The organism is Labrys wisconsinensis, from assembly GCF_030814995.1.
Taxonomy (GTDB): Bacteria; Pseudomonadota; Alphaproteobacteria; order Rhizobiales; family Labraceae; genus Labrys; species Labrys wisconsinensis.
The window spans coordinates 546136-566801 of the sequence record NZ_JAUSVX010000001.1 but is presented as its reverse complement, the minus strand read 5'-3'; the positions used below and the strand labels follow the sequence as shown (position 1 = coordinate 566801).

The 20666-nt window shown below is 71.3% G+C and carries 12 protein-coding genes and 1 pseudogene; 8 read left to right on the top strand and 5 right to left on the bottom strand.

Features of this window, described 5'->3' with window-relative positions:
- Positions 1-107: 107 nt before the first annotated feature.
- Complete coding sequence (locus QO011_RS02535) at positions 108-3284, bottom strand: efflux RND transporter permease subunit (protein WP_307267214.1); 3177 nt, start codon at positions 3282-3284, stop codon at positions 108-110.
- A 13-nt stretch (positions 3285-3297) separates the two neighbouring features.
- Complete coding sequence (locus QO011_RS02530) at positions 3298-4473, bottom strand: efflux RND transporter periplasmic adaptor subunit (protein ID WP_307267212.1); 1176 nt, start codon at positions 4471-4473, stop codon at positions 3298-3300.
- A gap of 610 nt (positions 4474-5083) precedes the next feature.
- Between QO011_RS02530 and QO011_RS42500 the strand changes: the two are divergent.
- A pseudogene (locus QO011_RS42500) lies at positions 5084-5476 on the top strand (sigma-70 family RNA polymerase sigma factor); the annotation flags it as partial.
- 81 nt (positions 5477-5557) lie between these two features.
- Here the strand turns inward: QO011_RS42500 and QO011_RS02520 are convergent.
- The 3 genes from QO011_RS02520 to QO011_RS02510 are packed head-to-tail and all read right to left on the bottom strand — an operon-like array spanning position 5558 to position 9245.
- Positions 5558-6892, bottom strand: coding sequence for an MATE family efflux transporter (locus tag QO011_RS02520; protein WP_307267205.1), 1335 nt, complete (start codon positions 6890-6892; stop codon positions 5558-5560).
- Complete coding sequence (locus QO011_RS02515; protein WP_307267203.1) at positions 6889-8181, bottom strand: lysine N(6)-hydroxylase/L-ornithine N(5)-oxygenase family protein; 1293 nt, start codon at positions 8179-8181, stop codon at positions 6889-6891. The genes QO011_RS02520 and QO011_RS02515 overlap by 4 nt, the downstream gene beginning before the upstream one ends.
- A gap of 20 nt (positions 8182-8201) precedes the next feature.
- A complete protein-coding gene (locus QO011_RS02510) occupies positions 8202-9245 on the bottom strand; it encodes a GNAT family N-acetyltransferase (protein ID WP_307267200.1) in 1044 nt (347 codons plus the stop codon).
- 177 nt (positions 9246-9422) lie between these two features.
- Here QO011_RS02510 and QO011_RS02505 point away from each other — a divergent pair, with 177 nt between their 5' ends.
- The 7 genes from QO011_RS02505 (at position 9423) to QO011_RS02475 (ending at position 20663) form a co-directional block, all read left to right on the top strand.
- Complete coding sequence (locus QO011_RS02505; RefSeq protein ID WP_307267198.1) at positions 9423-12242, top strand: MbtH family protein; 2820 nt, start codon at positions 9423-9425, stop codon at positions 12240-12242.
- A 340-nt stretch (positions 12243-12582) separates the two neighbouring features.
- Positions 12583-13215 (top strand): J domain-containing protein, encoded by a 633-nt coding sequence (locus QO011_RS02500; RefSeq protein ID WP_307267195.1) that lies wholly within the window; start codon positions 12583-12585, stop codon positions 13213-13215.
- 87 nt (positions 13216-13302) lie between these two features.
- Complete coding sequence (cobS, locus tag QO011_RS02495; protein ID WP_307267194.1) at positions 13303-14295, top strand: cobaltochelatase subunit CobS; 993 nt, start codon at positions 13303-13305, stop codon at positions 14293-14295.
- Between the two features lie 129 nt (positions 14296-14424).
- Positions 14425-16305: a cobaltochelatase subunit CobT gene (cobT, locus tag QO011_RS02490; protein ID WP_307267192.1), complete on the top strand. Its 1881-nt coding sequence runs from the start codon at positions 14425-14427 to the stop codon at positions 16303-16305.
- 349 nt (positions 16306-16654) lie between these two features.
- Positions 16655-19192: an ABC transporter permease gene (locus QO011_RS02485; protein WP_307267188.1), complete on the top strand. Its 2538-nt coding sequence runs from the start codon at positions 16655-16657 to the stop codon at positions 19190-19192.
- A gap of 117 nt (positions 19193-19309) precedes the next feature.
- Complete coding sequence (locus QO011_RS02480; RefSeq protein ID WP_307267185.1) at positions 19310-20071, top strand: Bax inhibitor-1/YccA family protein; 762 nt, start codon at positions 19310-19312, stop codon at positions 20069-20071.
- Between the two features lie 61 nt (positions 20072-20132).
- The gene (locus QO011_RS02475) at positions 20133-20663 is read left to right on the top strand and encodes a GNAT family N-acetyltransferase (protein ID WP_307267183.1); all 531 of its coding nucleotides are present in this window, start codon (positions 20133-20135) and stop codon (positions 20661-20663) included.
- Positions 20664-20666: the final 3 nt, after the last annotated feature.

Genomic DNA, 20666 nt, shown 5'->3' with positions numbered 1-20666 from the left:
TGGCGCAGGACCGCGGCATCGTAGCCCGAATGCGCCTTGGCGCGCCGTCAGCGCAGGCGCGCCTCGTCCGGACGGCGCGGCCGGATCGGCACGGCCGCCGGCCGGGATCAGACCCCCGGCGGCTCGCTCAGCGTCTCCGGCCGCAGCGCCTCGCGCTTCTGCTCGCGGAACAGGCGGCGCATGACGGCGCGGATGACGACGTAGAACACCGGCGTCAGGAACAGGCCGAGGACGGTGACGCCGGTCATGCCGAAGGCGACCGCCGTGCCGATGGCCTGCCGCAGCTCCGAGCCCGGGCCGGTGGCGATGGCCAGCGGCACCACGCCGAGGATGAAGGCGAAGGAGGTCATCAGGATCGGGCGCAGGCGCAGCCGGCAGGCCTCGACCACGGCCTGCACCGGCGTGTCGCCATGGTCCTCGCGCTGGCGCGCGAACTCGACGATCAGGATGGCGTTCTTGGCCGCGAGGCCGATCAGCACGACGAAGGAGATCTGCGTCAGGATGTTGTTGTCCATACCGCGGAACATCACGCCGCCGAGCGCCGCCAGGATCGCCAGCGGCACGATCAGGATGATGGCGAGCGGCAGGCTCCAGCTCTCGTATTGCGCCGCCAGGAACAGGAAGACGAACAGCACGGCGATGGCGAAGACGTACTGGGCCGTGTTGCCGACATGGCGCTCCTGGTAGGACAGGTCCGTCCATTCGAAGCCGGCGCCCTGGCCCAGCGTCTCGGCCGCGATCTTCTCCATCAGGTCGAGAGCGATGGTCGAGGACACGCCCGGCAGGGTCGACCCCTGTACCGTGATGGCGGGATAGATGTTGTAGCGCGTCACCGCCGTCGGGCCGGTGGTGTTGCGGAAGGACACCACGGTGCCGAGCGGCACCAGGGCGCCGGCGCTGGAGCGGACCTTGATCTTGCTGAGGTCGTCCGTGTCGACGCGGAAGAGGCCGTCCGCCTGGGCGTTTACCTGGTACGAGCGGCCGAGATAGGAGAAGTCGTTGACATAGGCCGAGCCGACATAGACCTGCAGCGCCTGGAAGATGTTGCCGACGGGCACGCCGAGCATGCGCGCCTTGGTGCGGTCGATATCGACATAGAGCTGCGGCGAGCGGGTGGAGAAGGTGGTGAACACGCCGATCAGCCCCGGCGTCTGGTTCGCCTTGGCGATCAGCGCCTGGGTCCGCTTCTCCAGCTCGCGCAGGCCGATATTGCCCCGGTCCTGCACCATCATCTTGAAGCCGCCGCCCTGGCCGAGGCCCTGGATCGAGGGCGGCTTGATGACGATGATGAAGCCGTCCTGGATGGCGAACAGGCGCTTCTGGATCTCGGCGACGATCGAATCCGCCGTTTCTCCCTTGGCGATGCGCTCGTCGAAGGGGCGCAGCGGCACGAAGATGGCGGCGGCGTTGGAGGCGGCGGTGAAGGTGGCGCCGGAGAAGCCGGCGACGCCGATGGTGTGGCCGACGCCCGGCACGTCCTTGATGATGTCGAGCGCCTTCTTCACCGTGGCGTCGGTGCGCTCCAGCGAGGCGCCGTCCGGCAGCTGCGCCGCGACGATGGCATAGCCCTGGTCGGTCGGCGGGATGAAGCCGGTCGGCACCCGGTTGAAGACCGCGTAGGTGGCATAGCCGAGGCCGCAATAGATCAGCAGGAACAGGATGCGGTGGCCGGTGACGAAGCCGACCGTGCCGGCATAGCCGTTCGACATGCGGTCGAAGCCGCGGTTGAACAGGTCGGCCAGCCGCTCGCCGATGCCCTTGCGGTGGCGGCCGGTGTTGTGGGGCTTGAGCAGCAGCGCCGCCAGCGCCGGGGAGAGCGTCAGCGAGTTGAAGGCCGAGATCACCGTCGCCGCGGCGATGGTGACGGCGAACTGCTGGTAGAACTGGCCGGAAATGCCGGGGATGAAGGCGGTCGGCACGAACACGGCGCAGAGCACCAGGGCGATGGCGATGAGGGCGGTGCCGACCTCGTCCATGGTGCGGTGCGCCGCCTCGCGCGGGGTCATGCCCTCGCGCATGTTGCGCTCGACGTTCTCGACCACGATGATGGCGTCGTCGACCACGATGCCGATCGCCAGGATCAGGCCGAACAGCGTCAGCATGTTCACGGAATAGCCGAAGGCACCCATGATGAAGAAGGTGCCGACGAGCGAGACCGGGATGGCGAGCACCGGGATGATCGCCGCCCGGATCGACTGCAGGAAGACGATGATCACCAGGACGACGAGGACGATGGCCTCGATGAAGGTTTCCTGCACCGAGGTGATCGAGGCCTGCACGAACTCGGTCGGGTTGTAGACGATGGAATAGTCGAGGCCCTTGGGGAAGGTCGTCTTGATCTGCTCCATCGTCGCCTTCACCGCCTCGGCCGCGGTCAGGGCGTTGGAGCCCGGGCGCTGCTGCACGGCGATGCCGACGCTGGGAGCGCCGTCGAGATAGAGGTTGGAGCCGTAGGCGCGGGCGCCGATCTCCACCCGCGCGATGTCGCGCAGGTGCAGCACGCGCCCGTCCGCCGTCGACTTGACGATGACGTCCCTGAACTGCTCGGCGTCCTGGAAGCGGCCCTGGGTGGTGATCGTCACTTCGAAGGACTGGCCGCTCGGGGTCGGCGCCGCGCCGAGCGTGCCGCCGGAGACCTGCACGTTCTGCTCCTGCAGAGCGGCGACGATGTCGCCCGCCGTCAGCCCGAAGGCCGCCAGCCGGTCCGGATCGAGCCAGACGCGCAGGGAGGGCTCGCGCACGCCGAACATGAAGGTGTCGCCGACGCCGTAGACACGGCTGATCACGTCCTTGATGTTGACCAGCGCGAAGTTGGACATGTCGTAGTCGCTCTGCGACCCGTCGGGCGAGAACAGGCTGACGATCAGCAGGAAGTCGGAGGCCGCCTTGTTGACGGTGACGCCGAGCGCCCGCACGTCGGCGGGCAGGCGCGGCTCGGCCGCGGCGACGCGGTTCTGCACCTGCACCTGGGCGATGTCGAGGTTGGTGCCGGTCTCGAAGGTGACGGTGATGGTCAGCGAGCCGTCATTGGTGGCCTGCGAGGTCTGGTAGATCATGCCCTCGACGCCGTTGATCTGCTGCTCGAGCGGCGTCGCCACGGTCTCGGCGATGGTCTCGGCGTTGGCGCCGGGATAGTAGGCCTGGACGCGCACCGTCGGCGGGGCGATCGAGGGATATTGCGCCACCGGCAGCTGCACCAGGGTGACGAGGCCGACCACGACGACGAAGATCGAGACGACGGCCGCAAAGATCGGCCGGTCGACGAAGAAATGCGAGAACTTCACGGACGGCGCTCCCTCACTGGACCACGGCGGGGGCCGGGGCCATGGCCGCGGCCAGGTCCTCCGGCACCTTCAGCTCGGTGCGCTCCGGAACGGCCTTGCCGCCGGGCGCGGCCCGCATCAGGCCGTTGATGACGACGTCGTCGCTGGCGGCGAGGCCCCGCTTGATCACGCGGAACGTGCCGAATTTCGGGCCGGTCACCACGGGCTTGACGGCGATCGTGCCGTCCGCGCCGGCGGTGAGGACATAGTTGCCCTGGTCCGAGCTGCCGACCGCGACGTCCGGCACCACCAGCGCCTCGTAGCTCGGCGTGATGTTGATGCGCACCCGGCCGAACAGGCCGGGGGTCAGGAAGCCGTCCGTGTTGGGAACCTCGGCGCGGGCGGTCACCGTGCCGGTGGCGTTGTCGACCTGCGGATCGATATAGTCGAGCTTGCCGGTATGCGAGAAGGTCTTCTCGTCGGGCAGGGCGAGGCGGGCGAAGGAGGCCTCCTCGCCGTTCGCCCGGTTCTGGTTGGCGCGCATATAGGCGAGGTAGCTCGCCTCGTCGATGTCGAAATAGAACCGGATCGGATCGACCGCGACGATGGTGGTGAGCGGGCTGGTGCTGTTGGCGATGACCAGGTTGCCCGGCGAGACCAGCTTGCGGCCGATCTTGCCGGTGATCGGCGCCCTGATCTGCGAGAATTCGAGGTCGAGCCTGGCGCTCGCCAGGGCGGCGTTGGCTGCCTCGATCGAGGCCTGGCCCTCGAGGAAGGCCTGCTGGTTGGACTGCAGCGTCGCGTCGGTGACGTTGCCGGTGCGCTTGAGCTCCTCCGAGCGCGCCAGGTTGGTGCGGGCGAGGTCGAGCCTGGTCTGCGCCACCTTGACCTGCGCCGTCGCCTGGTCGACCGCCGCCTGGAACGGACGCGGATCGATGGTGAAGAGGACATCGCCCTCCTTGACCAGGGCGCCTTCGACGAAAGTCGCCTTGTCGAGGTAGCCGGTGACGCGCGAGGTGATCTGCACCGAGGGCCAGGCCTGGAAGCGGCCGGTGAAGTCGGCCGTCTCGGTCACCTTGCGGCTGACCGGCTTGGCGACGGTGACCGGCAGCGGGCCCATCTGGGCGCCGGCGCCCACGGTCGTGGCGAGGAGGGCGGCGAGCGCAGCGGCATGAAGGCGGGCGGAGGCGCGGCTGATGCGGACAGTCATTGCAATACTCCTTCACGACGCGTCACGGCACGCCCGCGCGCCGGGCGCACGGGCGGAGGTCGCCGGGGATATCGGGATCGGCTACCGCAATGCAATATCCGACAAGTTCCGGATGACCGCGCAGACTATGTTGCCGGCCGGGATGATGCAAATCGGCAACGCCGGTGGACGATCCGCAGCTATGCTTTTGCCGTGGGCAAGATACGGAACGGTGATCCTCGAAATTGCCACGACCCTCCAGACCCCTGCAGGGGTTTGTGTTCCGACCCTGGACAGACATCGACGGCAGGGCGGGGGCCGGGCCGCACTATACGTCTTTTCCCTGCGTGCACCCGGCAGACGGCTCTCCCCGGCCACTCACGTCGCGTTTCAAGGTGTTCAGTTTTGAGAATGTTGAATATAGGCACTGGTTGCAAAATTATATTTAAATATCATAAGTTAATAGTTTGCGTGCAAGCAATAACAATTCCAATCTTCATGTATATTTTGAAAAATACTTGCGGATTGCCGTTGGAGAGGCCATGTCCATGCCGCTTTCGACCAGCGGATCGGATCCGACGTGCAGACAGACAAACTGCGGACAGACAAGCTCTTGGCGGCGGCGCAGGCGATGCGGCCTGCCCTGGTGGCCTTGGCCCGGCGGCAGGTCGGGTGCGGCGCCCTGGCCGAGGACGTGGTGCAGGACGCCATGCTCCGCCTCCTCGACGGCAGGGCGCCGGCCGAGATCAACTCCGCCGAGGGCTATGTCGTGCGCACCGTGCGCAACATCGCGGTCGACCGCGCCCGCCGGATCGCCTTCGAGGCCCGGCTCTTCGCCGCGGATGCGGACACGCCTTGTCGGGAAGCTGCCGGTGCCTGTCCGGCGGCCCGGCTGGAGGGATGCCAGGCGCTCTGCCTGGTCGAACGGGCGCTGCGGGACCTGCCGGACCGGGTCCGCGACGCCTTCCGGCTGCACCGGCTCGACGGCGTCGCCCAGAAGGACATTGCCCGGGCCATGGGCGTTTCGCGGGCGCTGGTCTGCGATTTCATCCGCCGCGGCCACGACCAGTGCCGCCGGGCCCTGGAGCCGTCGGTGCGTCCGGCCTCAGGCGTCGCGACGGCGGCCGGCGGCGAGCAGCAGGAGAGCGAGGAGGCAGGCCGCCGCGTCCGCCAGGGCGCGGCTGGCGACGACACCTTCGAAGCCCCAGGCCGGCACCAGCGCCAGGAGCAGCGCCGGCAGCGCGCAGCCCTGCGGCGCGAAGGACAGGGCAGCCGCGCGGTGTGCGGCGCCGGTGGCCTGGAACCGCGTCAGCACCACCGCGGCGACTGCCCAGAGCGGGAAGGCGGTCTCGATGGCGTTCGAGGCGCGGACGGCGAGGGCGAGCGTCGCCGCGTCGGGCGCGAGCGGAGCGAGCAACTGGCGGGCGCACAGGATCGCCACCGTCGACCAGGCCAGGGCATAGGCGGCCGCCATGGCGAGGACCAGGCGCAGGGCCCGGTCGAGGCGGGCGCGGTCGCCCGCGCCGTGGGCGAAGCCGAGGACGGCTTCCGCGCCGCTGCATAGGCCGAGCACCGGCAGCATGCCGAAATCGAGGATGCGCAGGGCCAGGCCCAGGGCGGCCACGGCCGCTTCGCCCTCGGCCGCCGCCGCCCGGATCAGCAGCACGAGGGAGAGTGCGGCGAGCAGGGCGGCCGCGCTGGCCGAGGCGCCCACGGCCAGGATCTCCCGGACGATGCCGGCGGCCCGCCGCAGGCAGAGCCGCAGGCGCAGGCCGGATCCCGTCCGGAAATACAGCGCATAGGCTGCCGCCGCGGCCGCCTGGCTCACCAGCGTGGCCCAGCCGGCGCCCTCGATGCCCCAGCCCCAGCCGAGGATGAAGAGCGCGTCGAGCAGGATGTTGAGGCCGAAGGCGCCGACCATCACCGTCATGGAGAAGCGGGCGCTCGCCTCGGCGCGGGCGATGAAGCCGCCGACGATATGGACCAGCATGACGGCGGTGGCGATCACGGCGAGCGGCGCATAGGCGCGGGCGGTTGCGACCACGGAAGCCGGGGCGCCGAACAGGCGCAACGCCGCCTCGACGTCCGGCAGGAGCAGCGCCAGCGCCAGCGCGCCGGCCGGCAGGGTCAGGGCGAGGCCGAGCGCCGCCGCCTCGCCGGCCGCCCGGCCGTCGCCGCGCCCGAGCGCGCGCGAGACGACCGAAGCGGTGCCGATGCCGATGCCGTAGCCCAGCGCCGCGACGGCGAGAGTCATCGACTGCACCAGCGCCACCGAGGCCACGGCCGCCGGGCCGAGCCCGGCGACGAACAGCGCATTCGCCACCATCTGCAGCGAATGGGCCGAGATGCCGACGACCGCCGGGCCGGCCAGACGCAGCACGAGGCGCGGCAGGCGCGGATCTCCAAGCTCCGCCGCCGCGGACTCGGCGAGCGCGCTCATGCGCCGACGGCTCGGGCCGGCGGTCGCTCGGCCGCGGCCTCGAAGGCCGCGATGGCGGCGGCGATCTCGCCCGCCCGCACCGCGACCAGCGAGAGCAGCGTGTCGGCGAGACCGTGGGTCGCCTCCGACCAGCCCTGGACATGGACGGTGGCGTCGGCGGCGCGCAGCCGCAGGCGGTAGCTGCGGTCGAGCTCCCCGGTGAGGAGATGCGGCCGCAGCGGCTCGAGAAGATCGGGCAGGCCGCTGCGGTCATAGCCGGTGGCCAGCACCACGGCGTCGTAGCGCGCTTCCTCGACGGTGCCGCCGAGGCGGTCGCGCAGGCGCAGGACGATGGCGTCGCCGAGGGCGGCGGCCGCCATCGTCTCGGTGTCCCGCACCAGGCGATGGCGCCTGACGCTCCGCACCCGCTCGTCGTAGAGGATGGCGTGGAAGCGGGCGATCAGGTCGGCGTCGACCACGGCATAGTTGGTGTTGCGGAACTGGCCGAGCAGATCGGCACGGCGCTGGCGGTCGAGGCCGTGGACGAGGTCGACGGTTTCGGGATCGAAGATCTCGTTGGCGAAGGCGCTGTCGTCGGAGGGGCGCAGGGCATGGCCGCGGATGACGAGGTCGACCCGCGCCTGCGGGAAGCGTTCGCCGGCATCCACCGCGATCTCCGCCGCGCTCTGGCCGCCGCCGATCACGGCGATGCGCGGCGCCGTGACGCCGCCGAGGGCGGCGTCGATGCCGCCGAGATAGCGCGAGGCGTGCAGGAGGCGCCGGTCGCCGATGAAGGCGAAGGGCGCCGGGACATGCGGCCGGCCGCCGGTGGCGACCACGAGGTGGCGGGCGCTGCGCACGCGCCGGCCGGCATCGCCGAGGCGCGACACCACCTGGAAGGCGCTGATCCGGCCGTCCCGGACCATCGGCTCCACCGCCTCGACGGTCTCGCCGTAGCTGACGCGGTCGGCGAGACGCTCCGCCGCCCAGGCGAGGTAGTCGTTGAACTCGACGCGGCTCGGATTGAAGGTCCGCAAGTTGAGGAAGGCGGTCAGCCGGCCCTTCGCGTGCAGGTAGTTCAGGAAGCTGAACCGGCTGGTCGGATCGCGCAGCGTCGCCAGGTCCTTGACGAAGGCGATCTGCATGTCGGTGCCCGGCAGCAGCATGTCGCCATGCCAGGCGAAGCGCTCCTGGCGCTCGAGGAAGAGCGCGCGCAGGGGGCGGCCGGCCTCCTCCAGGGCGATCGCCAGCGCCAGGTTGGAGGGGCCGAAGCCGATGCCGAGAATGTCGTGACGGGAGGGGCCGATCATCGGGGCTGTCCTTGCTGAGGTCAGCGGGCGCGGGGCGTGCCGGCCAGGGAGGCCTCCGCCGCGCCCGGCGCCCAGAGGTGGTCACGGAAGAAGCGCTCGCGCGTCAGCATCACCAGCGCCGCCCGCTTGTGGGGGAAGTCGACGGTGCCGACGGCGGCGAAGCCCGAGCGCTCGAGATTGCGCAGCTGCTGGCGATGGTCGGCCCGGGGCTCGCCGACGATGCGCCGGGTGTGCGGCTCGTCGAGGAACAGGAAGTGCATCAGCGAGGGCAGCCAGGCCGAGACATGGGCGGCGCCGCGGCAGTCCTCGTCGCCGATGGCGACGTGCCAGCCGCGATCCCAGTCCGCCGCCGCATAGAGCGCGCCGAGGCGGTTCTCCACGGCGTAGTAGACCTCGAACCAGCCGAACGGCCGGCCGTCGAGGAGCCCGATCAGCGGCAGGATGTGCGGATCGGCGATGAGGCCGTCGAGATAGGCGCGGTGGTGCTCGACCGGCCCGGCCTCGTCCCAGATCGCGGCGACGCGCGGCTGGTTCATCCAGGCGTTGAGCAGGGCGGCATCGCCGGCCTCGCCGGCGGCGCGGAACGTCAGCTCGGCGCCGAGCCAGGGGATGGCGCGGCGATAGACGGTGCCGCGGGGCTTGGGCGGACGCAGCGGATGGCCGCGGCCGGCGGTGACGGTGCGCAGCTCGGGATAGGGGCGGCCCTCGCCGGCGAGCCAGCGGCCGGGGAGCTGCCAGACGAGGTCCGGCAGGAGGTCGACCGCATCCGGCCGGCCGGCGATCGACCGGCCCGCGACCCGCTCGACCAGGACGTCGAGGGCCGCCTCCGGCTCGGCGCGGACGCGGACCGCCTCGATCGCCGCGTCCTGCGCGGTCAGGCCCTCGACGAAGGCGATGGCGGCCTCGCCCAGGACCGGCGGATCGAGGTCCGCGGCCCTGAGCCTCGCCTCGACGATGCCGTCGGCGATGGTGACGACCTCGAACCGGGCCTCGGTGGCGGAGAGGCCGGCGAAGCCCGGGGAGCCGGCCGGCCGGCCCGGCGGAAGCAGCGTGGAGACGGTCATGGCGGTTCGTCCTCGATTGGGGGGATATCGGGCGGGGGGATATCGGCTCTCCTGGGATTGACGATCGGACCGGCCGGCGGTTCAGGCGCCGGTGCCGCCGCGTCGGCGAGAGCCGCCGGGCCTGAACCGGCACTGCGTCCATTCGTCATCCCTGCGGATGCAGAGGAGAGCCGGTCGATGCGGATGGGAGCGGATGCCGACATGGTCGCGGTCGTGGTCGACGGCCTGGGACGACATGCGCTCTGGCCGGCCGGCAGGCCGGTGCCCGGCGGCTGGCGCCAGGCGCGTCCGGCCGGCGACCGCGCCGAGGCGATCGCCTTCGTGGAGGAGGCCTGGACCGACATGCGCCCGGCGGGCCTGCTGGCGACGCAGCTGCCGACCGTGCCGGAGCGCCTCGCCGCCCTGGCCGCCAGGGATCCCGGCCACCCGGCGATCCTGTTCGGCGAGCAGGTGGTCAGCCGCGGCGCGCTCGACGCCATGGCGGGCGCCGTCGCGGCGGCGGCGCGGCGGGCCGGCGCCGGGCCGGAGGCGGTCGTCGCCGTGGCGCTCGGCCGCAGTCCGCACGCGGTCGCGGCCTATCTCGGCGTGATGCGTGCCGGGGCGGCCTTCCTGCCGCTCGACCCGTCGCATCCCAAGGAGCGCCTCGCCTATCAGCTCGCCGATTCCGGCGCCCGGGTGCTGCTGACCGATGCCGGCCATGCCGGCATGCTGCCCGACCCGGCGGGCCTCGCCGTCCTCGACGTCGGCGATCTCGGCGATCTCGGCGAGCCCGGCGAGCCCGGCGAGCTCGGCGAAGGCGGCGCGCAGCCGGCGCCGCCCCTCGACCCGGGGAGTCTCGCCTATGTCATCTACACCTCGGGCTCGACGGGGCGGCCCAAGGGCGTCGCCGTCGAGCATGGCCCGCTCGCCATGCACGTGGCGACGACGGCGGTCGCCTACGAGATGGACGCTGCCTCGCGCGAGCTGCATTTCCTGTCCTTCGCCTTCGACGGCGCGCACGAGCGCTGGATGGTGCCGCTCGCCGCCGGTGGTGCGATCGTGCTGCGCGGTGACGCGCTGTGGACGCCGGCGGAGACGTTGGCGGCGATCCGCCGGGCAGGCGTCACCCATGCCGGCTTTCCCACCAGCTACATGGCCGAGCTCGCCGCCTGGGGCGAGGCGATGGGCGAGGTGCCAGCGGTCCAGTGCTATTCCTTCGGCGGCGAGGCAATGGCCCGTGCGACCTTCGAGCGCATCGGCCGGGCGCTGCGCCCGCGCATCCTGATCAACGGCTACGGACCGACCGAGGCGGTGATCTCGCCGATGGTCTGGAAGGTGGCGCCGACGGCGCGCTTTCCCGAGCCCTACGCGCCGATCGGCAGCCCGGTGGGCGAGCGCGTCGCCCATGTCCTCGGCCCGGACCTGCAGCCCGTGGCGGATGGGGAGACCGGCGAGCTCTGGCTCGGCGGCTCCGGGCTCGCCCGCGGCTATCTCAACCGGCCGGGCCTCACCGCCGAGCGTTTCCTGCCCGATCCGTTCGCCGAGCGCGGCGAGCGCATGTACCGCACCGGCGACATGGTCCGGCGTCGGGCGGACGGGAGCCTCGCCTATGTCGGGCGCGAGGACGGGCAGGTGAAGATCCGCGGCTTCCGCATCGAGCTCGGCGAGATCGAGGCGCGGCTGCGCGAGCAGGCCACGGTGCGCGAGGCCGTGGTGGTGAAGCGCGAGGGCCCTGCCGGCCCGGGCCTTCTCGGCTATGTCACCCCGGCGCCCGGCCGCACGCCCGAGCCGGGCCGGCTGCGCGCCGGGCTGGCGGCGCTGCTGCCGGCGCCGCTGGTGCCCGCCCGCATCGTCGTGCTCGACCGCCTGCCGCTCGGGCCGACCGGCAAGGTCGACCGCGCCGCGCTGCCGGAGCCGGCCGCCGCACCGGGCCGCAAGCCCCGGACGGCGACGCAGCGCCGGATCGCGGCGCTCTGGGCCGAGATGCTGGGCCTGCCCGAGGTCGGCATCGACCGGCCCTTCCTCGAGCTCGGCGGCGATTCGCTCTCGGGCCTGCGCCTGCTGGCGCGGCTGCACCTCGCTTTCCCAGGCGGCGGGCTCGGCATCGCCGACCTGCTCGGCAATCCGACCGTCGCCGATCTCGCCGCCCGCATCGACCGCGGCCGCCGGCCCGAGGACGGGGACGGGCCGGCTCGGGTGATCCGCCTCGCCGAGGGGCGGGGCCGGCCGGCGCTGGTGCTGTTCCCCGGGCTGCTGGTCAGCCTGCGCGAATACGAGCCGCTGCTGCGCCGGCTCGGGCCGGACCAGCCGGCCTTCGGCTTCGCCTGCGCCTCGCTGGCGCACGGGGTCGAGCGGCTGCCCGACGTCGCCGACCTGGCGCGGGCCTATGCCGCGGCCGTGCGCCGCGAAGCCGGCCCGCAGGGCTGCGTGCTGCTCGGCTGGTCCTGGGGCGGCGTCCTCGCCTTCGAGACGGCCCGGCACCTCGCCGGCCACGTGCCGGTGCACGCGGTGGCGATGGCCGACGCCTGCGGCCTCGAGGCGCCGTTCGCGCCCGGCAGCGCGCCGCCGCCGACGGAGGCGCTGCGGCGGCAATGGCTGGCGCCGGTCGACGCCTGGCTCGCGGGCTCGCCGATGCGGCGGCACTGGCAGGACCTGCGCGCCGGCATGGACGGCGAGGCGGCGGACGGCTTCCTGCGCTTCATGGCAGCCGAGCCGCAGCCCCTGCCGGTCGACGGGCCCTCGGTCGGCAGCCGCGAGCGCATGCTGTTCACGCTGGTCGATCATGCCCTGCAGATGCGCCGCCTGGCCCTGGCGCCGCAGGCGGTGATGGTTCGCTCCTTCGAGGCGGAGCGCTCGCGGGCCGAGGGCCGGCCGATCCTCGACTGGCGTGGGCTCGCCGCGGGCGTCGCCGTCGAGGTCGTGCCGGCGACCGATCATCTCGACATCGTGCTCGCCCCGGCCTTCCACGACCGCATCGCCGCCCTGCTCGACGGCCTCGCGGCCCGTGCGGCCGCATGAGGCGGCCGCGCGCCCCGGCAGGGGTGGGCCGCAGCGCAGCATGGTCGGCCGGGGGTTTGTGGCCGCAAAGACACATCGGCCGGCTATGAGCCGGCTTTTTGCGAGATTCGGAGTCGATCCCTTGAAAAAACGAGCCGAAAGGCGCATTTGTGCGGTGCGAGGGGACGGCATTCGGCCTCCCCTGGCAGCCCTCCTTGGGCGTTTCCTCCCTAGACTTGGGCCGCCTCCGGGCGGCCTCTTTCTTCCCGCGCAGTCCTTCGGACTCGTGGCGGCGCCATGCCGTCGCGGCATCCGGCACAGCGCGCTTGCCGGATGCCGGCCGCGATCCCATAGTGTGGCGATGATGGATCTGAACTCGCCCTTCTTCGACCGTATCCGGGTGCGCCCCCGCGCGGAGCGCGTGGAGGTGAAGAGCGAGCCGGCTCATTCGCCCTGCGAGCGTGCCGGCTGCCGCGCGGCGGGCGAGTTCCGCGCTCCGAAGGGCCGGGGCCGGGAGGGCGAGTTCTGGCGGTTCTGCCTGGACCATGTCCGCGAGTACAACCAGACCTACAATTACTTCGCCGGCATGGCCGACGAGGCCGTCTATGCCTATCAGCGCGACGCCTCGACCGGGCATCGGCCGACCTGGACGATGGGCGTCAATCCGGCGGCGCAAAAGCGCGGGGCGGAATATCCGGCCTATGAGCAGGGCGCCGATGCCGAGGACCTGCTCGGCATGTTCGGGCCGGGCCGGGCCCGGCGGGCGCGGCCGGCGCCGCAGCCCGAGCGCCGGCGGCTCAGCCTGATGGAGCGCCGTGCCTACGAGACGCTCGACATGCCCGAGCATGCGCCGGCCGCCGAGGTCAAGGCGCGCTACAAGACATTGGTCAAGCGGCTCCATCCCGACGCCAATGGCGGCGACCGGTCGAGCGAAGATAAATTGCGCGGGATCATCCAGGCCTATAATACGCTTCGGAGCGCCGGACTCGGCTGAACCGCGACAAGTCGCCCTCTTCCCCAAGGGGGCATTCCGGCTATCCCTGGAGATGCAGGCTCCGCGCCCTCGCGGGGCGAGGTAGGAATGATGACAGACGCGACTGCGCCGGCGCCCGGTTTGCCGGATATCAAGGTTTCGGCCAAGAAGCTGTTCGGCTTCGAAACCGACATGATGGTTCCCGCCTATTCCAAAGCGGAAGACCACGTTCCCGATCTCGATCCCGACTATCTCTTCGACCGGGCGACGACCCTGGCGATCCTGGCGGGCTTTGCCTATAACCGCCGTGTCATCGTCTCGGGCTATCACGGCACCGGCAAGTCCACCCATATCGAGCAGGTGGCCGCCCGCCTCAACTGGCCCTGCATCCGCATCAACCTCGACAGCCACGTCTCGCGCATCGACCTGGTCGGCAAGGACGCCATCGTGCTGCAGGACGGCAAGCAGGTGACGGAGTTCCGGGACGGCATGCTGCCCTGGGCGCTGCAGAACAATATCGCCCTGGTGTTCGACGAATATGACGCCGGCCGCCCGGACGTGATGTTCGTCATCCAGCGCGTGCTGGAAGTGTCGGGCAAGCTGACGCTGCTCGACCAGAAGCGCGTCATCCGCCCGCATCCCGCCTTCCGGCTGTTCGCCACCGCCAACACGGTCGGCCTCGGCGACACCTCGGGCCTCTATCACGGCACGCAGCAGATCAACCAGGGCCAGATGGACCGCTGGTCGATCGTGACGACGCTGAACTACCTGCCGCACGACAAGGAAGTCGACATCGTGCTGGCCAAGTCCAAGCACTATCAGACGACCGCCGGCGGGCGCGACACCATCAACAAGATGGTCCGGGTCGCCGACCTCACCCGCAACGCCTTCATGAACGGCGACCTCTCCACCGTGATGAGCCCGCGCACGGTGATCACCTGGGCCGAGAACGCCGAGATCTTCCGGGATATCGGCTTCGCCTTCCGTCTCACCTTCCTCAACAAGTGCGACGAGCTGGAGCGGCCGCTGGTGGCGGAGTTCTATCAGCGCGCCTTCGGCGCCGAGCTGACGGAAAGCGCCGTCAACGTGGCGCTGACCTGATCGCGCCGCCCGGTCCGCCGGGCGCTCGGCAGGTTCTCCCGAACCTGCTTACACTTGGAAGCGAAGCAGCGTCTCGTGGCTGGAGCCAGGAGACGCTGCTGAGCCAAACCCAGCCGAGACACGGGACCGATGTCGTCCAACCGCAAGCCCGGCGAGAAGCCGAAGGACGGGCCCAACGAGACGTTCAAGCGCTCGGTGGCAGGCGCGCTGCGCGCCATTGCCCGCAAGCCCGACCTCGAGGTCGCCTATGCCTCGGAGCGGCCGGCGCTGATCGGCGACAAGGCGCGCCTGTCCGAGCCGCCGCGCAAGCTCGATCCGCAGACCGCGGCGATCGTGCGCGGCCAGGCCGATTCCATCGCCCTGCGCCTCGCCTGCCACGACGAGGGCGTGCATCGCCGCCTGGCGCCGAAGTCGGACCAGGCGCGCGGCGTCTACGATGCGGTGGAGCAGGCGCGCTGCGAGGCGATCGGCTCTCGCCGCATGGCCGGCGTCGCCAAGAACCTCTCGGCCATGCTCGAGGACCGCTATTTCCGCGGCGGCAAATACGAGGACATCCGCGCCCGCGAGGATGCGCCGGTCGAGGATGCCGTCGCCATGCTGGTGCGCGAGAAGCTGACCGGGCTGGAGCCGCCGCCCTCGGCCCGGAAGCTGGTCGACCTGTGGCGGCCCTGGATCGAGGAGAAGGCCGGGACCGAGCTGATGCGCCTCGACCGCGTGGTGGAGAACCAGCGCGCCTTCGCCAGGACCATCAACGACATGCTCGCCCATCTCGGCATGGCCGACCTGTCGGAGGCCGACCGCCAGGACGAGGACGAGAGCGATACGCAGAACGAGGAGCAGCAGGAGGAGGAGGGGCAGGAGGGCCAGAGCGAGAGCGAGGACCAGTCCCAGTCCGCCCGGCTGGAAGAGGCCGAGGAAGGCGAGGACGACGGCGAGGAGCGCGAGGCGCAGGAGGCGGAATCGCCGTCCTCCGACATGCCCGACGAGAGCGAGGCGGACGATGCCGAGGCGGCGTCCCAGCCCTGGCGGCCGCCGGAGGGCCGCGGCTCCGAACGCCATGGCCCGGACTACCGCGCCTTCACCACGCGGTTCGACGAGGTGGTGGATGCGCCGGACCTGTGCGATCCCGAGGAGCTCGACCGCCTGCGCGCCTATCTCGACAAGCAGCTCGCCAGCCTCTCCGGCGTGGTGGCGCGCCTGGCCAACCGGCTGCAGCGCCGGCTGATGGCCCAGCAGAGCCGCGCCTGGGACTTCGATCTGGAGGAGGGGATGCTCGACCCGGCGCGCCTGTCGCGCGTCATCGTCGACCCGACCTCGGCGCTGTCCTTCATGCGTGAGCGCGACACCGACTTCCGCGACACGGTGGTGACGCTGCTGATCGACAATTCCGGCTCGATGCGCGGCCGGCCGATCACGGTCGCGGCGACCTGCGCCGACATCCTGGCCCGCACGCTGGAGCGCTGCGGCGTGCGCGTCGAGATCCTCGGCTTCACCACGCGGGCCTGGAAGGGCGGCCAGGCGCGCGAGGCCTGGCTGCAGGCGGGCAAGCAGGCCAATCCCGGCCGGCTGAACGATCTCAGGCACATCATCTACAAGGCCGCGGACTCGCCCTGGCGCCGGGCCCGCAAGAATCTCGGCCTGATGATGCGCGAGGGCCTCCTGAAGGAGAACATCGACGGCGAGGCGCTGACCTGGGCGCACCAGCGCCTGCTCGGCCGCACCGAGAGCCGCCGCATCCTGATGGTGATCTCCGACGGCGCGCCGGTCGACGATTCGACCCTGTCGGTCAACGCCGGCAACTATCTGGAGCGCCACCTGCGCTGGGTGATCGAGGACATCGAGACCCGCTCGCCGGTGGAGCTGATCGCCATCGGCATCGGCCACGACGTGACGCGCTACTATCGCCGCGCCGTGACCATCGTCGACGCCGAGGAGCTCGGCGGCGTGATGACCGACAAGCTGGCGGAGCTGTTCGACGAGACCGCGGCGCCGAAGAAGAGCGCGGCCTGAGGGTAGAGGCTCGGTCTTCGTCGTGGCCTTTGTTTTCGACGGCGGGGGCCTCGTCTTTTCTTGCCTTCGCCGCGTTCGCGTGGATGGGCGGAACAAGTCCTCCCATGACGGTCGCGGGTGGTGCGACCATTGCCGTCCTTGTCGCAACCGTTCCGTCATGGCCGGGCTTGACCCGGCCATCCACGCGAACGCGACGACGGTCATGGATGCGGGACACCCGACGCCCTTCGGTATGGGCCGCCGTTGGTCGCGCGGCCGCCGCGACAGGTGCGCCATCGTCGCAGCCGACGCAGCACCCTTGCGCCGCCCCCGCTCGTGCCTATCTGCGCTAGGACCATCCGGATCCTGCATGCGCTCCTCGCCCCTGTTCCTGCCGCTGCGTTACGCCGTCCGTGAGCTGCGCGCCGGCGCGCGCGGCTTCTTCGTGTTCCTGGCCTGCCTCGCCCTCGGCGTCATGGCGATCGCCGGCGTCGGCTCGGTGTCGCGCTCGCTCTCCGACGGGCTGGTGCGGGAGGGGCGGATCATCAATGGCGGCGACGCCGCCTTCTCGCTGATCTCACGCGAGGCGACGCCGGACGAGCGGGCGGTGCTGGCGCGGGAAGGGCCGCTCTCGACCATCGCCACGCTGCGCGCCATGGCCCGGACCGCGGACGGGCGCACCGCCCTGGTCGAGATCAAGGCGGTGGACGGCGCCTATCCCCTCACCGGCGCGGCGACGTTGACCGGCGGGGCGGCGCTGCAGGACGCGCTCGCCGGCCACGGCGGCGAACTGCGGGCCGTCGGCGACCTCGCCCTCTTCGCCCGTCTCGACCTCAAGCCGGGCGACCGTCTCGCCGTCGGCGGCGCCAGCCTCGTCCTGGCCGACACCCTGGCGAGCGAGCCCGACAAGCTCGCCGGCGGCGTCGGCTTCGGGCCGCGGCTGATGATGTCGATCGACACGCTGCGCGCCACCGGCCTGATCCAGCCGGGCTCGCTGATCCGCTGGCACTATCGCCTCGACCTGCCGGCCGGCGTCGCGCCCAAGGCGGTCGCGGCGCGCGCCAATGCCGCCGCGCCCGGCGCGGGCTGGGAGGTGCGCACCCGCGACGACGCCACGCCGGCGCTGGAGCGCGGCATCCGGCGCTTCACGCTGTTCCTGACGCTGGTCGGCCTGACGGCGCTCCTGGTCGGCGGCGTCGGCGTCGCCAATGCGGTGCGCGCCTTCGTCGACGACAAGCGCGACACCGTCGCCACGCTGAAGACGCTCGGCGCCCCGGGCTCGACCGTGGTCGGCATCTATCTCGCCCAGACCATGATCCTGGCGCTTCTCGGCATCGCCGCCGGGCTGGTGCTCGGGGCGGCGCTGCCCTTCGCCGCCGCCTGGGCCCTCGGCGCGGTGCTGCCGCTGCCGCTGCACCCGGCGCTCTACCCCCGCGAGCTCCTGCTGGCGCTGGCCTATGGCCTCGCCACCGCCTTCGCCTTCTCGCTCTGGCCGCTCGGCCGCATGCACGACATGCCGGTCGCGGCCCTGTTCCGGGCCGAGGTCGATCCGGCGGAGCGCTGGCCGCGCCGGCGCTACCGCGTGCTGGTGGGGCTCGCGGCCCTCGGCCTCGCCGCGCTCGCCGTCGGCTTCGCCTCGGACCGGACGATCGCGCTCGTCTATGTCGGCGCGGCGCTGGCCGCCTTCCTGGCGCTGCGCCTGGTCGGCGCGGCGGTGATGGCGCTCGCCCGCCGCCTGCCGCGCCCGCGCTCGACGGCGCTGCGGCTGGCGCTGGTCAACATCCACCGGCCCGGCGCGCTGACGCCCTCGGTGGTGCTCTCCCTCGGCCTCGGCCTCTGCCTGCTGGTCGCCCTGGCGCTGATCGACGGCAATATCCGGCAGCAATTGTCGGCGGCGATCCCGGAACGGGCGCCGAGCTTCTTCTTCGTCGACATCCCCGACGCCGAGGCGCCACGCTTCGACGACTTCGTGCATGCGCATGCCCCGGGCGCCAGCCTCAACCGGGTGCCGATGCTGCGCGGGCGCATCGTCGCGGCGAAGGGCGTGCCGGCGGAGAAGCTCAAGCCACCCGCCGACATCGCCTGGATGCTGAACGGCGACCGTGGCATCACCTTCTCGGCCTCGGCCCCGTCCGGCTCGCAGGTGACCAAGGGGCAATGGTGGCCGGCGGACTATGCGGGCCCGCCGCTGGTCTCGGTCGAGGAGAGCATGGCCCGGGGGCTCGGCCTCGACATCGGCGACACGATCGCGGTCAACGTGCTCGGGCGCCGGATCGAGGCCCGCATCGCCACGGTCCGCAAGGTGGAATGGGAGAATCTCGGCATCAACTTCGTGCTGGTGTTCTCGCCGAACACCTTTGCCGGCGCGCCGGTGATGCATCTGGCGACCCTGAGCTACATCAACGACGTCGACGTCGCCACCGAGGTCGCGCTGCTGAAGCAGGTCGCCGCCGCCTTTCCCTCCGTGACCACGGTGCGCGTCAAGGAGGCGCTCACCGCCGTGGCCGACATGGCCGCGCAGCTCGCCATCGGCATCCGCGCCGCCGCCACGATCGCCCTGGTGGCCTCCGTGCTGGTGCTGGCCGGCGCGCTGGCGGCCGGCCATCGCGCCCGCCTCTACGACGCCGTGGTGCTGAAGGTGCTGGGCGCGACGAGGGGCCGGCTGCTGGCGGCCTTCCTCCTCGAATACGGCCTGCTGGGCCTGGCCACCGCCGTGTTCGGCGTGGCGGCCGGCACCGCCGCCGCCGCGCTGGTGATCACGCAGATGATGGATTTCTCCTTCGTCTTCCTGCCGGGCTCGGCCGTCGCCGCGGCCTTCGGGGCGATGGTCGTGACCATCCTCATCGGGCTCGCCGGCACCTGGCGCATCCTCGGGCAGAAGCCGGCGGGGCATCTGCGCGAGCTCTGAGCGTCGCGCTGCCGCATTGACGACATTACGCTGATGTCACTTACATCGGGGCGCGTTTCACACTACATTTCGGTCAGTTCGTCCTGGCGGCGAGACCGCCGCCTTCTGGAGAGACCCATGGCTTCCAATGATCCTCGTTTCTCGATCGGCTCCGTCGCTGACGTCCGCGCCGGGGCACCTGCGATCGACCAGGGCCTGCGCGCCTTCATGCTCGCGGTCTACAACCACATGGCGCTGGGCGTCGCCATCACCGGCGCCGTCGCGCTCGGCGCCTTCATGATGGCGGTGAACCAGGTCGACGGGCAGATCGTCGGCCTGACCGCCTTCGGCGAGCTGATCTTCCGCAGCCCGCTGAAATATGTGGTGATGCTCGCTCCGCTCGGCGTGGTGCTGTGGATGAGCTTCGGCGCCGGGCGCCTGTCGACCTCGGCCGCGCGGACGCTGTTCTACGTCTATGCCGCGCTGGTCGGCCTGTCGCTGTCGACCATCTTCCTGGTCTACACGGGCGGCTCGATCGCACGCGTGTTCTTCGTCTCGGCCGCGGCCTTCGGTGCGCTCAGCCTCTACGGCTACACCACCAAGCGCGACCTGTCGGCGATGGGCTCGTTCATGATGATGGGCCTGTTCGGCCTGATCATCGGCTCGCTGGTCAACCTGTTCCTGGCCTCGAGCGCCTTCCAGTTCGCGCTGACCATCGGCGGCGTGCTGATCTTCGCCGGCCTGACCGCCTGGGATACGCAGAAGCTGAAGTCGATGTACTCGAGCGCCTACAGCCCGCAGGAAGGCGAGAAGCTCGCCATCTACGGCGCGCTCGACCTCTATCTCGACTTCATCAACCTGTTCCTGATGATGCTGCGCCTGCTCGGCGACCGTCGCTGAGCGGGACGTCACCCGGCGAAGCGGTCTTCGCTTCGCCGGAGCGCATTGGGGATCGGACGTCGTGCATGAGGTCAGGCTGAGGCTGGTCGAGGGACGTGACATTCCCTCGATCGGCGACATCTACCGGGAGGCGGTGCGGTTCGGCAGCGCCTCCTTCGAGCTCGACCCGCCGAGCGATGAGGAGATGACGCGCCGGATGCGCGGCCTCGTCGAGGGCGGGTTTCCCTATTTCGTCGCCACCCGCGGCTACGAGATCCTGGGCTATGCCTATGCCGGCCCCTACCGGCCGCGGCCGGCCTATCGCTTCACCCTCGAAGATTCCGTCTACGTCGCCGCCCATGCCCAAGGCACGGGCCTCGGCCGCCGGCTGCTGGGCACCCTGGTGGCGGAGAGCGAGAAGCGCGGCTTCCGCCAGATGATCGCCGTGATCGGCGACAGCGCCAACCGCGCCTCCATCGCCTTGCACGAACGCGCGGGGTTCCGCCATGCCGGCACGCTCGAGGCCGTCGGCTGGAAGCACGGCCGCTGGCTCGACAGCGTGCTGATGCAGCGCACCCTCGGTCCGGGGAACGGCACGCTGCCGGCGGAGTGAGGC